Genomic DNA, 12,996 nt, shown 5'->3' on the forward strand with positions numbered 1-12,996 from the left:
TCTCTGGGAGGAGAAGGCATGCCGGCCCGCTGAGGAGGCGCTGTGGCGAGTTCCCGAGTCCGTCGTACGGGGCTGTCGGCGGCCCTGGGAATCGTCCTCGGGCTGCTGGCGCCGACGGTGGTCGCCACAGCCGCGCCGTCTCCGTCGCTGTCCGCAGCCGAGCCCTGTACGGCCGGGACCGGCCCCTACCAGCGCGAGCTGGAGGAGCATCTGCGGCTGGCGGTGGACGGGCGGCAGTCGTCCGCCGACTGCGCGGCGATCCGCGCCTTCCAGGACCGCAACGCCGTCCGGCCCGCCGACGGGTACGCGGGCCTCACGACCTACCGCACGATGCTCGTCGTCGAGGCCGGCGCCAACCCGAACGCCGACGGGAAGTGCCCCGTCCGCACGTACCGCATCGCCTGCGTCGACCTGGCCAGGCAGTTGATGTGGGTGCAGACGGGGAGCCGGGTGATGTACGCGCCGGTGCCCATCCGCTCGGGGCGCGACGGCTACGAGACGCGCACCGGGTGGTTCCAGGTGTACTGGCGCGACCTCGACCACTACTCCGACCTGTACGACAACGCGCCCATGCCCTACTCCCAGTTCTTCAGCGACGGGCAGGCCTTCCACGGCACCCCCGGCGACCTGTTCTCCGGCGGCTCCCACGGCTGCGTCAACCTCCGCCTCGACGACGCCCGACGGCTGTGGGACACCCTTGTCGAGAGCGACGCCGTGTACGTGTGGGGCGTAAAGCCGGGTACGGAACGGAAGTTGGGGTCGGCGGAACCGGTCAGGCCAGCAGCCGTGCCCCCAGGTTCTCGCCCGGCAGGGCGCCCGGAAGGACGTACGCCACCGCCGAACCCCGGTGCTCGGTGAAGCGGCTCAGCTCGTCCGTCGCCGCCATCCGGTGCTGGACGCGCGCGAACAGCGCCGGGTCCCGCATGAAGGCGAGGAACAGCAGGCCCCGGTCGTCCGGACCGGCGTCGTAGCTGTAGCCCCGGCGCAGCATCCGGGCGCCCGCGTCCAGCCGCGGACTGGCCGCCCGTACGTGCGAGCCCAGCGGGATCACGTACCGGCCCTCCGGGGTCTTCGCGAAGATGTCCACGTCGTCGTGCTCGTGCCGGTGGCCCAGCGGCGCCCCGCTCGCGCGGTGCCGCCCGATGATCTCCTCCTGGCGCCCCGTCGCGAGCCGCGCGAACTCGGCCACACCGAGGTGGATACGGCGTACGACAAGGAAGGTGGCGTCCCGCGACCACACCCAGCGCTCGCACTCCTCGGGCGTCGGGTTCTCAGTGCCGTCCTTGAAGCCGAGCGGATTGCGCGGGGTCTGCCCGGCCGGGGTCGGCGGCAGGAAGCCGGACTGCCGCCAGCGCGGGCGCAGGGTGTCGCCCGCCAGCCGGGTCAGCGCGCTCGCGGCGGCCCGTGTCACGTGCGGGTCGTCGGCGCCCAGCTTGAGCACCAAATCCCCGCCGCCGTAAGCGGGATCGAGCCGGTCGCCGGGGAACGGCGGCAGCTCGCGCAGGCCGTCGGGCGCGGGAACACAGAGGAGTTGGGGAAGCCGGGGCCCGATCCCCACGGTCGCGGTGAGCCGCGCCCTCGCCGACACTCCGTCAAGTTCGGTCGCCCGTACGGCAGTTGGTGGCGGGAGTTCGCCGTCAAGGGCGTCCGCCAGCGCTCGCGTCCAGCGGGCGAAGACCTCACGCAGGGCCCGTACGCCACCCGCTCCCCGTACCGCCGGGGCGAGGTCGTACGCCACCACGAGTGCGGCGGTCTGCTGCGGGGTCGTCACCCCGGCCTGGCGCGGGCCCCGGAAACGGAACGCGGGCGGACCGGCGGCGACGGGCGGACGCGAGCGCGGGTCGCTCGTGCAGCCGGAGGCGGTCGCGGTGAGGGTGGCGAGGGCTGCGGCGCGGGTCAGGACGTCCCGGCGAGCGGGGGCCGACGCGCCGTCGGGCGTGGGGAAAGAGGCATGTGCTGTCATAAGAGTGAAAGGGACGATACATCTGCGATCGTGCTGAACATTCCTTTTTCGCGAATCGGGCGAACCGTGTCCCACGGCCTGCTCGTCGCCGCCTTCCTGCTGACCGGCGTCACCGCCTGCGCCGGCTCCTCGCCCCGAGGCTCCGGCGGTGCCGAGTCCGCGGCGGTCGTCCGGGTGCCGCAGGACACCGACTCCCTTCAGGACGCCGTCGACCGGGTCCGCGCGGGCGGTCTCGTACTGGTCTCGCCCGGCGTCTACCGGGAGAGCGTGACCGTCAAGCAGCAGCGGGTCGTACTGCGCGGCCTGGACCGCTCCCGGGTGGTCGTCGACGGGGAGTTCGAGCGCGCCAACGGCATCACCGTCACCGGCGCGGGCTCCGTCGTGGAGAACCTGACCGTCCGCAACCACCTCGCCAACGGCCTGCTCTTCACCGGCGTGACCGACGAGTCCGCGCTGCGGGCGGGACGGGCGGGCGGCTCGGCCTACGACCCCCTCGACACCGTCAAGTTCCCCCCGCTGCAAGGCTTTCGGGCGTCCTACGTCACGGCGTACAACAACGCCCTCTACGGCATCTACGCCTTCGACGCCCGTAACGGGATCATCGAGCGCTCCTACGCCTCCGGCCACGCCGACTCCGGCATCTACGTCGGCCAGTGCCGCCCCTGCGACACCGTCGTCCGGCACAACACCGTCGAGCACAACGCGGTCGGCCTGGAGGTCACCAACGCCTCCGAACGGCTCTACCTGCTGGGCAACCGGGCCAGCCGCAACCGGGTCGGCCTGACCCTCAACTCCAACGACCTGGAGGCGCTCGGCCCCCAGCACGGCGCGGTCGTCGCGGGCAACACCCTCACCGACAACAACGACGACGCCAGTCCCGAACAGGCCGACGGCGGCTTCGGCATCGGGGTCGGCGCGGGCGGCGGTCGCGCCAACGTCCTGGAGCGCAACCTGATCACCGGCAACAGCTCGGCCGGGGTCCTGCTGAGCGACGTACAGGGCTACCCGGCCCGCACCAACACGGTCCGGGCCAACCGCGTCACCGGCAACGGCACCGACCTGGTCCTCGCCACCGGCACCCCGGCGGGCAACTGCTTCACCGGCAACGGGGAGTCACGCACCAGCCCGGCCCGGTTGCCCCACTGCGGAAAGGCCACGAGAGACTCCGCCCGACGGGCCCCCGACACGGGCCTGGTCCGCGCGCCCCTGGGCTACCCCACCTCGGTTCAGGCACCCCCGGGCATCTCTTTCCAGGACGTACCCGCGCCACCCGGTCAGCCCTTGATGCCCAAGGCCGGAACAGCACCGGCACGCCCGGCGGTAGCCCTACCGGGCAAGGTGACTCCGGGAGCATTCCAGTTGCCGGTCGAGAGGAGCGCCCCTTAAGGGGCGTGGGGCTGTATCGATCTGCGGCTCCGCCGCGTGGGCGCGACCAGCCACAACGCACCCGCACCCGCCACCCAACCCCCTCACCCCTCCCCCCAAGGCGCCCCCGGAACACCAACCCCCCGCACCCGAACCCCACCCAGATCCAAGCTGATGCCCCGCCCCTCCCCAAGATCCACCCGAACCCGCCGCAGCTCCCCGCCATCACCCACCCAGTACGACAACGGAGACCGCGCGCCCAGGGAGACCTTGGGCCGGGGCCCCGAGAAGACGTCGTACCGCCGCCCGTCCACCCGCTCGTCCCGCAACCGCAACGGCCCGGCCTGCGCCAGCAGTTGCGCGTTGTCGGGCCGGTCGGCGCCCAGCGACAGGGCCAGCTTCAGGGCGGTGTCCAGCGGCGCCGCCCCGAACGCCCGCCGAGTCCACGCCGACGCCTCCAACCGCCCGGCCGCGCGCAGCGCACCCGTGGCGGACGAGGCCGTGTCTGCGGGGGCCACCGCCAGCCCGCTCCGGTCCCAGGCGAGCAACCTCCCGTCCGAACGCCCCGCACCCCCCACCTCGTACCACCCGACCGCCCGATGCCGCCGATGGTCGACGACGGCGCGCACCACGGCCGTGCCGTCGTCGGCGCGGTCGCCCGAGGTCGTGCGGACGGTGATCTCCGAGGGGCTGATCCGGTATGTGCGGAAGCGGGCCAAGGCCATGCGCTGGGCCTCGTCGGCGGAGAGGGGCCGGGGGCCGGAGCCGTCGCCGCCGGTGAGGAGGAGCGCCCCGCAGACCACCGCCACCGCCGCCGCCAGGGCGCCCGCCGCCCACCGGACCCGCCAGGTCCGCCGGGCCCGCCCTGCCGTTCGCGTCTTCTCCGTCGTGGCCTTGCTGATGCGTCGCATGGGACGTCTCTACATGCGGGCGGGCCGCGTGCCGGTCGACACCGGTACGCGGCCCGCCCCGCTCACCCTGCCGGGTGCGCGGCGATCACCCCACTGGGCAGGGCGTCAGCACTTCTTGCCCTTGCAGGGCTCACCCCGCTCGTTGGCGATCTTCACGACCAGCCCGTCGGTGCCCGTGCCGTTGGCCAGGGTCAGCCGGTAGGGGCCGAAGACCGGGTTCTTCGGCAGGACGTAGCCCTCGGGGACGTCCTTCTCGACGAGGTAGTACGTGCCGATCCGGCCGTCGTCGAAGTGGCACCGGCCGTTGCGGTTGGTGACGCAGTCGCCGACCATACGGTCCCTGCCCGCGCCGCTCCGCTGGAGGCCGGACTTGCCGTTGCTGTCGAGCCAGAGCTGGAAGACCGCGCCGCGCAACGGCTTGCCGGACTTCTTGTCGGACTTGACGACGGTCAGCCCCAGCTCCTTGACCAGGCCCGCGTCGAGGGTGAGGTCGATCCGGTTGCCCGGGCCGAGGGTGACGACGGGGGAGCACCCGGTGGCCGTGTCGACGACCGAGTCGTCGCCCCTGCCGCCGGCGTTCGGCCTGGTCCAGAGGTAGCCGCGCGGGCTGCGGAAGCAGACCTTGTACGTCCCGTCGGGCAGTGCCGTGAACAGGTACTTCCCGTTGGCGTCGGTCGTGGTCGTCCTGAGCACGTCACCGGTGACGGGGTCGATCAGCTCGACCGGGATGCCCTTGGCGCCGCGCTCGGACGGGTCCTGGATGCCGTCGCCGTCGGCGTCGTACCAGACGTGGTCGCCCAGTTGGTTGACGGAGCCGACGAGGCCCGCGTCGACCGTGTGGTTGACGGAACCGGGGTCGCCGACGGTCACGCCGGTGGCGCCCTTCGCGTCGACGTTCGAGTCCAGCGCACGGTCGGAACCGGCGCCCGACTGCGTCCACTTCAGCTCGGCCAGGGTCGGGGAGCCGGGCAGGGCCGAGGAGTTGATGCCCTGGTAGTCGAAAGTGGCTGTGTACGCGGTGTTCGGCAGCAGGCCCTGTGCCGTGCCCAGGTAGTACTCGCCGTTCGCGTCGGTCGTGGCGGTGAGCGCCGGACCGGTCGGCGGGGTCAGCGTGACGACGACACCCGGGACGGGCGGCTCGGACGGGTCCTGGACGCCGTTGCCGTTCGAGTCGTACCAGACCCGGTTGCCGATCTGCACGGGCGCCTGGTCGCACACGAGTTCAAGGTCGGCGAGACCATTGGCCTTGCCGAAGAGGTTCTGGCGGAGGGCGGTCGTCGCGGGCCAGGTCTCCTGGACGAGCAGGTTGCCCTCGATCGCCCCGGTGTCGGCGGTCCAGCGGCGGACACCCTGCTGGAAGGCGCCGTACGGGTCGTAGGCGGTGCTCCACACCTTGCCACGGTACGGCTGGAGGACCGTGCCGCCCTCGGTCATCTGGTCGTGGTAGGCGTCGATCGTCCCGGGAGCGGGGCCGGCGCTGGCGGAGTCGTCGTAGAACTCGCCGCCGCCCGGACCCTCGTCGTTGGCCGGCTTGTTGCCGGCGAGCGCGCCGCAGGAGCCGTTGCTCTCCAGCGTGTACGTCGTCCCGGACTTGCAGGCGCGCAGTACGTCACCGGCGGAAATGCCGGTGAGCAGGGGTCCCGCCGTGCTGCCGTGGGCGTAGGTGGCGGTACCAGTCATGTCGCCGAAGCGGTCGCGGTAGCCGAGCACGAGGTCGCCGTTGTCGGCGATCTCGATGTTGGTCAGCATCGGCTGCGGGGCCGAGAAGAAGGAGTGCGTCTCGTGGCCCGGGACCCGCTGGTTCCAGGCCTCCCACTCGGCGCTCACGACCTGGCCGACGGTGGACGGCTTGGTGCAGCGGTAGGGACCGGCGGCGCCGACGAACCGGTAGGCGCACCCACGCGGGTAGTTGAGCGCGTGGGTGAAGATCTCACTGAACGCGCCGTTGCCGAACTCGTAGACGTGCGCGCTGAGTTGCCCCGGGTCGCCCCACGGAAGAGCCGCGCTGACGGACCCCTCGGCGCCGCAGACCCCGCCCACCAGCACCCGCTTGCCGCGCACACCGATGCCGTACGGGTGCCACTCACCGGAGCAGACCGCCGGCCTCGGGATGTCGTACGGGACCGGAGTGCCCGACGTGACGCCGTTGCCGGTGCCGACGATGGGCACGCTGTACAGCTTGGCCTCGGCGATGTTGACCGCGTACAGCGTCCTGCCGTCGCCGGAGACGTCCACGTCGCCGACGCCTTCGCGGCCGACCCGGGAGTAGACCGCGTCGTCGTGCAGCCAACTGTTCGTGGGGTCGTGCCTGGTGAGGGTGCCTGGCAGCGTGACGAAGGGGGTGACGGCGTTCTCGGTGCCGAACTGGCGGTAGATCGTGTTCGTGTTGCCCAAGGGGCCGTAGGCCGTGTGCCGCTTGACCAGCGTGCCCAGGTACTTGTTGCCGGTGCGGTCGACGCCGATGCCGAACACGGCCTGCTGCCGCGTGTTGTCGGTCAGCTGGGTGACGATCCCGCCGGGGGCGGTGTCGGTGAACTCCCCGCCGAAGGACACCAGGCCCTTGTACGTGTTCGGGGCGTCGCCCTTGGTGAGGTTGCAGGTGACCAGGTCCGGGTTCTCCTGGCAGTAGACGCCGGGCTCCCAGAAACCGGTCGTGTACGTGACGTCCGTACCGCCGGACACGTCGACGAAGCCGACGTTGCTGCGGATGACGTCGGCGCCCGTGCCCAGGCCCGCGACGGCGGGGGAGAGGGTGCCGGGGTCCGGGTTGGCGACCTGGACGCGGTACTTGCCGCCGGTGAGCTGTGCCGTCGCCGCGAAGGTGGCGAGGCCGTTGCTCCCGGTCGTCGCGTACCGCACGGCACCCGCGTCGTCCGTCAGGGTGACCCGGACGCCCGCGAGGCCCTGCTCCAGCACGCTGTCGTACGCGCCGTCCGCGTCCACCTCGGTGACGACCCGTACGGTCACGGTGCCGTCGCCCGGGGCGGCGGACGCGGTGCCCGCGACGGCCGGTGAACCGGTCGCGAGCAGGGCGAGACTCAGGCCGGTCAGACCGGCCAGCCGTCTCCGCCGTCCCGGCGGCGTGCCGGTGCCTGGTGCTGTTCTGAACACTGTGTCCTCGTCTCGTGGAGCCGACACCCCCATCGAGCTATGTATGGGAATGGCGAAGAAGATCGAATCGGCCCATTCGGAGGAAAAGAGGATTAACAGATCAAGATGCTGGGCGTCTTGGCGGGAGTCGGGATCGGTCCTGGAGTCTGTCGGCGGTCTCTGGTCCACTCGTAGCCGTGGAATTGATGAGCGAGAAACTGTGTCTACGGGTCGACGGTGTCGATTCCGGTGTCGAATCCGGTGTCGATGTCGAGATCGCCGCGATCCGCCGTGCCGGAGAAGGTCACGACCCCATTGTCTTTCTGCACGGCTTCGGTTCGACGAAGGAGGACTACGTCGATATCGCGTACCGTCCCGAATTCGCGGGGCGGCCGTTTGTCGCGTACGATGCGCCGGGGTGCGGGGACAGTGTCTGCGACGAACCGGCGCGGATATCGATTCCGTTTCTGGTGAGGACCGCCAGGGCCGTGCTCGACGGTCTCGGAATTCGACGTTTCCATCTCGTCGGCCATTCCATGGGCGGGCTGACCGCGCTGATGCTGGCACACGAGGAACCTGGCCGGGTGCTCAGTTTCGTCGACATCGAGGGCAATGTCGCCCCGGAGGACTGCTTCCTGAGCAGGCAGATCCTCGCCCACCCGACGGACGACCCGGACACTTTCCTCACCGACTTCACCGAACGCGCCCGCCGGGCACCGTCCCTCGGCAGCGCCCTGTACGCGTCGAGCCTGCGCCACAAGGTCCGCCCCGCCGCCGTACGCGGAATCTTCGAGTCGATGGTCGAACTGTCCGACCACGGCGACCTGCTGAAGAAGTTCCTGGCTCTGCCCTTTCCCCGCATGTTCATGTACGGGGAGCGGAACGCGGCTCTTTCCTATCTGCCGGAATTGGCCGCCGGGGGTGTGGAACTGGCGGAGATTCCGGGCAGTGGGCATTGGCCGATGTATTCCAACCCGGTGGCCATGTGGGACCGGATCGCCAGGTTCCATGGCGGTGGCGGTGGCGGCGGATCGGCTCAGGAAATCCCGGACCGTTCGCGCAGGCCGTAAAGGTCCAGGGTGCTCGCTCCGGCGCGGATGGCGGCGAGAGCCCGCTGTTCGTCGGCGACCCGGGCGTCCGAGGCGTCGAGGGTCGCGGGTACCGCCGCCGACGGTACGACGATCACCCCGTCCGCGTCACCGACGACCAGGTCACCGGCCCGGACGACCACTCCGGCGACCCGGACCGGTGCGCCGAGTACGCCCGGGTGCTCCTTGCCGGTGCCGACCACCGTGACGTGCGGTGCGAAGACCGGGAAACCCAGCTCCGCCTGCTCGGCGACGTCCCGTACGCCGCCGTCCACGACCAGCCCGAGGAGCCCGCGCCGCTGAGCGGCCACGGCGAGGATCTCGCCCCAGTGGCCGTGCGCGGACCGCTGCAGATCGACGACCAGGACACTGCCGGGCGGCGCCTCGGCGACCGCGCGGTGCAGCGCGAGGTTGTCCCCGCCGACGCCCTGCACGGTGAACGCCGGTCCGGCCACCCGGGCGCCGGGCCAGGCGGCACGGAGTACGGGGTCGCAGGCGCGGGCGTACGAGGAGGAGGCCTCGTAGAGCGTGGCGGTGCTGTGGCCGCGCGCGGCGTCGGGTGTCGTCGTACTGGAGTTCTCGGTCATGGCCGCCTCGTCTGGAGCCGGTGGTAGCCCAGCTGCTCGCGGGCCGACCGCAGGGTGCTGCCCGCTCGTACGGCCGCGACGATGTCCGCCTCGACCCGTTCGATGCGTTCCGCGCTCTCGGCGATGCGCTCCGCGTGTGCCGCCGGGACGGCGACGACTCCGTCCGCGTCGGCGCACACGAGGGTGCCGGGGCGGATGTCGATGCCGGAGAGCGTGACCGGCTCGTCGACGGCCGCCAGGCGGACCCGGTCCTTGCCGGTGCGCATGAAACGGCCCCGGGTGAAGAGGGGGTAGGTGTGCGTGAGGGATGCCGAGACGTCCCGGCAGACGCCGTCGATCACGGTGCCGGAGATGCCGCGTACGGCCGCGAACTCCGTCATGATGCCGCCCCAGACGGTGACGTCGGTGCGTCCGCCGTTGTCGATGACGATCACCGCGCCCGGGGGTACGTCGTCGAGGAAGTCGCCGACCGTGCCGCCGCTCGTGGCGTCGTCGAGCGGGGCGTAGCGCACGGTGAAGGCGGGGCCGACGGCTCGGAAGCCGTTCGCCAGCGGGGTGAGTCCGTGGACGGCACCCGGGATGCCGGCCCGGTCGAGGGCGTCGGAGACGGCCGCGGTGGGCAGGGCGCGGAGGCGGTGGAGGAGACCGGTCTCGGGTTCGGCGCCGGTGCTGTGGGTCATCGGGGGGTCTCCGTTCCGGCCAGGCGGGCGTCGCGCATCGCCTGGGGGAGGGGGATTCCGGCGCGTACGTCGGCCTCGATGGCCGTCTCGCGGTCGGCCAGGCGTTGTGCGGTCTCCAGGACCTGCGGGGCGCGGTCGCGGGGGACGATCACGACGCCGTCCTCGTCGGCCAGCACCACGTCGCCGGGGTGGACCGTCACCTCGCCGAGGGCGACGGGCTCGCCGGTCGACCGCTGGCGCAGGCGTCCGCGTGCGGTCGCGGGCACCCGGGCGCGGGCGAACACGGGGAAGTGCAGGTCACGGGCCTGTGCCACGTCCCGGCAGGCGCCGTCCGTGACGACGCCCCGGACGGAGCGCACCGAGGCGCCGAGGCTGAGGATGCCGCCCCAGGAGGAGACATCGGTACGTCCGCCGTTGGCGACGACCATGACGTCGTACGGCCCTGCGGTGGCGATGGCCTCCGTGTGGATGTGGGCGCCGGTGGGGCCGTCGGCCAGTGGCTCCAGCGCGACGGTGACCGCGAAACCGGCCACCCGCGGGCGGCCCCACATGGGCCGGAGGCCGCCCTGGCCCGGCGGCAGACCGCAGGCGTCCAGGGCATCGGAGACCGTGGCGGTGTCCAGTGCTGTGAACTGGGTCAACAGGGTCGCTTCAGGGGGCGGCGCGGTGGGCGGTGCGGTCGTCATGGCTCTCAGTCAAACAAGACCGATTCATATACTGAAGGTCTGATTTCCTCTCCCTTCGATATGCGGAGCGACTGGCGGCGTGTGGAGCGAACGATGATCGAGGTACGGCAGGCCCGCTATTTCCTGGCCGTCGCGGAGACGCTGCACTTCGGGCGGGCCGCCGAGCGGCTCGCCATGTCGCAGCCGCCGCTGAGCCAGGCGATCCTCCAGCTCGAACGGCGGCTGGGCGTCCGGCTGTTCGACCGCAGTGGACGGCAGGTCACGCTCACCGAGACCGGCCGGGCGTTCGCGGCGGAGTGCCGCACGCTGGTGGCCGCCGCCCGGCACGCGGAGGAGGTCGCGACGCAGGCCGAGGCGGGGCTGGTCGGCACCTTGCGGATCGGCGTGGTGACCTCGGCGCTCAGCGAACCCCTGCTGGGCACCCTCGCCGCCTTCCGGCAGGCCCGTCCGCTCGTCGAGCTGCGGATCACCGAATGGGACACCGGCTCGGCCCAACAGGCCCTGCTCCGGCACGAGATCGACATCGCGGTCGTCCGGCCCAGCGCACCGGTCCGGGGGCTGCGGGCCCGTCCCTGGCGCCACGACGAGTTCGTGATCGCCCTGCCGCCGGACCACCCGCTCGCGGCCGACGCCCCGCACCCGGTCGACCTCGCCCGTTTCGCCGACGACCCCTGGGTGTGGCTGCGCCGCGAGGCCTCCCCCGACTACCACGACCAGCTCATGGCGACCTGCCGCCGAGCCGGCCTCACCCCCGACGCCCGCCACCACGCCCAGTCGATCCTGACCCAGCTGGCGATGGTGCGCTGCGGTCTGGGCGTGACCCTCGTCCCGAACATCACGGCGGCCTCGACGGAACCCCCGGTACCGTACCGGCAGTTGAAGGACCGCGCGGGCCTCGTCGAACTGTCCCTGGTGTCGCGGGACAACGCACAGGAGCCTTTGACCAGGGAGTTCCTGCACATCGCGGACAAGGTCGCCTGACTGGTGAACGGCCGATGGGAGAAGCCCCGGAGCGGGAGGGCAATGAGGATGGGGATGGGGATGGGTGAGCCTCGGGAGGCGGGTTACGCCCGGGCCCGCCGTGCGACGGCGACTCCCGCGCGCAGGGCGGCCACCGGGTCGGGCGCCTCGTCCAGCTCGATGAGTACGGTGCCGGCACCGGGTGTACGGGACATCGCGTCGGCCCAGCCGCGCCAGTCCACGATGCCCGTGCCCAGCTCGGTCATGTAGGGCTGCTGCTGGGCGAACACCGTGTCGTCGATGGTGAGTTCGACGTCGATCGGCCGCACCGCGTCCTTCCAGTGCGCGAGCGCGATCCGCTGGGCGTGGCGACGAGCGACGGCCACCGGGTCGCCGCCGCCGAGTGCGATATGGCACGAGTCCGGGCACAGCCACACGTAGCGCGGGTCGGTCAGTGCCATGAACAGGTCGATGTCCCGCTCGTACCAGAGCGTGCTGTTGGACTCCGTGTGGAAGGCGAGCCGCACCCCGTGTCCGGCGACCGCGTCGCCGACCGCGTGGGCGATGTCGGCCATCCGGGACATGTAGGCGCCGTCGACGAAGAAGGGCGGGCGCGTCCCGAACGTCGTCCGCATGGGCAGCCCGGCGATCAGGAGGTCGGCCCCGACCTCGGCGAGAAAGGCGGCGCGTCGCTCGGCGTCGGCGACGATCGCGGGCAGGTTGTCGCCCCGCAGCCAGTCGGGCGCGTCGTTCCCGGCGACGAACGCACTGACGACACCCAACCCCCGTGCCTCCAGGGCCCGTCGAAACCCGGGCGCACTGCCGAAGGCCCGCAACGCCGAGCCGATGTCCCCGGGCGCGAAGGTCAACTCGATACCGGAGACCCCGGCCTCGGCCAGTGAGTCCAGTATCCGCCCCCAGAATCTCCCGGGGTTCGTGACGGCCGACTCCCTTACGGAGTCCGGGGTGTCGAGGCCCCAGAACGCCGGATGGTAGAAGGTGACGACGTCGGTGGCGAACCGCGGTTCGGCCTCGGAGCCGGCGGGCGGCGGAGTCATTCCGCACCGCCGCGCGCGTTGTAGACGACCACCCCGTCGGCGTCGACCGCGTCCCGGTAGTTCCGGAACACGGCCAGCGCCTCCTCCCGCAGCACGTCCTGTACGACCTTGATGCCACGCGTCTCGAACTGCTCGGCCCAGTCCGCACCGAGCGGGCCCTCGTCGAACGTGGTGATCTCCTCCAGCTCAGGTCCCTCGCCCGCGACCACCAGCCCGCGCACCCCGGACCACATGGCGGCCCCGTAACACTGCACGCACGGGCGCCAGTTGACGACCAGTTCGTGCGTCGGCAGTCCGTCGCCGCCCAGGTCCCAGCCGCCGACGGCCGTTTGGGCCAGCCCGAGGGCGACGACCTCGGCGTGCGCGCTGGACACACCGGAGGCCAGCACGACGTTCACCCCGACGGAGACGATCCGGCCGGTGTCCTGCTCGGCGACGAGCGCCGCGAACGGACCGCCGTTGCCCTCACGCCAGTTGCGGTCGGCGAGCCGGTGCACGAGGCGCATCCGGTCGTCGCGGTCCGGGACGGCGGCGGGTACCTCGGCCAACTCGTCGTCGATCCAGGCCGGCAGCGCCACCCGGTATTCCTTCGCGATCTCGATCACGGT

General features: G+C 71.9%; 12 protein-coding genes. 4 read left to right on the forward strand and 8 right to left on the reverse strand.

The window, feature by feature from the left end; all coding sequences use genetic code 11:
* The first annotated feature begins 72 nt into the window (after positions 1–72).
* Entirely contained in the window at positions 73–858 is a 786-nt protein-coding gene (locus CW359_RS12465) for a L,D-transpeptidase (protein WP_105970176.1), read from the forward strand.
* Here the strand turns inward: CW359_RS12465 and CW359_RS12470 are convergent.
* Positions 773–1,963 (reverse strand): Dyp-type peroxidase, encoded by a 1,191-nt coding sequence (locus CW359_RS12470; RefSeq protein WP_105969964.1) that lies wholly within the window; start codon positions 1,961–1,963, stop codon positions 773–775. The genes CW359_RS12465 and CW359_RS12470 overlap by 86 nt on opposite strands.
* A gap of 66 nt (positions 1,964–2,029) precedes the next feature.
* Between CW359_RS12470 and CW359_RS12475 the strand changes: the two genes are divergently transcribed.
* Positions 2,030–3,349 carry a right-handed parallel beta-helix repeat-containing protein gene (locus CW359_RS12475; protein WP_105969965.1) on the forward strand — a complete coding sequence of 440 codons (1,320 nt, stop codon included), beginning with the start codon at positions 2,030–2,032 and terminating at the stop codon, positions 3,347–3,349.
* Positions 3,350–3,432: 83 nt separating this feature from the next.
* Here CW359_RS12475 and CW359_RS12480 read toward each other — a convergent pair whose 3' ends face one another.
* Complete coding sequence (locus CW359_RS12480; protein WP_105969966.1) at positions 3,433–4,239, reverse strand: hypothetical protein; 807 nt, start codon at positions 4,237–4,239, stop codon at positions 3,433–3,435.
* 105 nt (positions 4,240–4,344) lie between these two features.
* Positions 4,345–7,350, reverse strand: a complete 3,006-nt coding sequence (locus CW359_RS12485; protein WP_232838363.1) for an SdrD B-like domain-containing protein — start codon at positions 7,348–7,350, stop codon at positions 4,345–4,347.
* 185 nt (positions 7,351–7,535) lie between these two features.
* Between CW359_RS12485 and CW359_RS12490 the strand changes: the two genes are divergently transcribed.
* The gene (locus CW359_RS12490; RefSeq protein WP_105969968.1) at positions 7,536–8,399 is read left to right on the forward strand and encodes an alpha/beta fold hydrolase; all 864 of its coding nucleotides are present in this window, start codon (positions 7,536–7,538) and stop codon (positions 8,397–8,399) included.
* Here the strand turns inward: CW359_RS12490 and CW359_RS12495 are convergent.
* From CW359_RS12495 to CW359_RS12505, 3 genes are read right to left on the reverse strand one after another with little or no spacing between them, the layout of a single operon-like run.
* A complete protein-coding gene (locus CW359_RS12495) occupies positions 8,366–9,004 on the reverse strand; it encodes an RraA family protein (protein WP_105969969.1) in 639 nt (212 codons plus the stop codon). The two genes, CW359_RS12490 and CW359_RS12495, sit on opposite strands and share 34 nt — an antisense overlap.
* A complete protein-coding gene (locus tag CW359_RS12500) occupies positions 9,001–9,684 on the reverse strand; it encodes an RraA family protein (RefSeq protein WP_105969970.1) in 684 nt (227 codons plus the stop codon). The genes CW359_RS12495 and CW359_RS12500 overlap by 4 nt, the downstream gene beginning before the upstream one ends.
* Positions 9,681–10,370 carry an RraA family protein gene (locus CW359_RS12505; RefSeq protein ID WP_105969971.1) on the reverse strand — a complete coding sequence of 230 codons (690 nt, stop codon included), beginning with the start codon at positions 10,368–10,370 and terminating at the stop codon, positions 9,681–9,683. The genes CW359_RS12500 and CW359_RS12505 overlap by 4 nt, the downstream gene beginning before the upstream one ends.
* Before the next feature lie 93 nt (positions 10,371–10,463).
* Between CW359_RS12505 and CW359_RS12510 the strand changes: the two genes are divergently transcribed.
* Positions 10,464–11,351 carry a LysR family transcriptional regulator gene (locus tag CW359_RS12510; RefSeq protein ID WP_105969972.1) on the forward strand — a complete coding sequence of 296 codons (888 nt, stop codon included), beginning with the start codon at positions 10,464–10,466 and terminating at the stop codon, positions 11,349–11,351.
* An 83-nt stretch (positions 11,352–11,434) separates the two neighbouring features.
* Here CW359_RS12510 and CW359_RS12515 read toward each other — a convergent pair whose 3' ends face one another.
* Both CW359_RS12515 and CW359_RS12520 read right to left on the reverse strand, forming a co-directional pair.
* The gene (locus CW359_RS12515; RefSeq protein ID WP_105969973.1) at positions 11,435–12,388 is read right to left on the reverse strand and encodes a sugar phosphate isomerase/epimerase family protein; all 954 of its coding nucleotides are present in this window, start codon (positions 12,386–12,388) and stop codon (positions 11,435–11,437) included.
* Positions 12,385–12,993, reverse strand: coding sequence for a tRNA-specific adenosine deaminase (locus tag CW359_RS12520; RefSeq protein WP_105969974.1), 609 nt, complete (start codon positions 12,991–12,993; stop codon positions 12,385–12,387). The genes CW359_RS12515 and CW359_RS12520 overlap by 4 nt, the downstream gene beginning before the upstream one ends.
* Between the last annotated feature and the right edge of the window lie 3 nt (positions 12,994–12,996).

Origin of the sequence: Streptomyces geranii, from assembly GCF_002954775.1 — a bacterium.
In the GTDB taxonomy this organism is placed as follows: domain Bacteria; phylum Actinomycetota; class Actinomycetes; order Streptomycetales; family Streptomycetaceae; genus Streptomyces; species Streptomyces geranii.

Bases quoted from the DNA above. Each gene is read 5' to 3' on its own strand.
- CW359_RS12470 (WP_105969964.1), bottom strand. From the start codon at position 1,963: ATGACAGCACATGCCTCTTTCCCCACGCCCGACGGCGCGTCGGCCCCC.
- CW359_RS12480 (WP_105969966.1), bottom strand. From the start codon at position 4,239: ATGCGACGCATCAGCAAGGCCACGACGGAGAAGACGCGAACGGCAGGG.
- CW359_RS12490 (WP_105969968.1), top strand. From the start codon at position 7,536: ATGAGCGAGAAACTGTGTCTACGGGTCGACGGTGTCGATTCCGGTGTC.
- CW359_RS12495 (WP_105969969.1), bottom strand. From the start codon at position 9,004: ATGACCGAGAACTCCAGTACGACGACACCCGACGCCGCGCGCGGCCAC.
- CW359_RS12500 (WP_105969970.1), bottom strand. From the start codon at position 9,684: ATGACCCACAGCACCGGCGCCGAACCCGAGACCGGTCTCCTCCACCGC.
- CW359_RS12505 (WP_105969971.1), bottom strand. From the start codon at position 10,370: ATGACGACCGCACCGCCCACCGCGCCGCCCCCTGAAGCGACCCTGTTG.
- CW359_RS12510 (WP_105969972.1), top strand. From the start codon at position 10,464: ATGATCGAGGTACGGCAGGCCCGCTATTTCCTGGCCGTCGCGGAGACG.
- CW359_RS12515 (WP_105969973.1), bottom strand. From the start codon at position 12,388: ATGACTCCGCCGCCCGCCGGCTCCGAGGCCGAACCGCGGTTCGCCACC.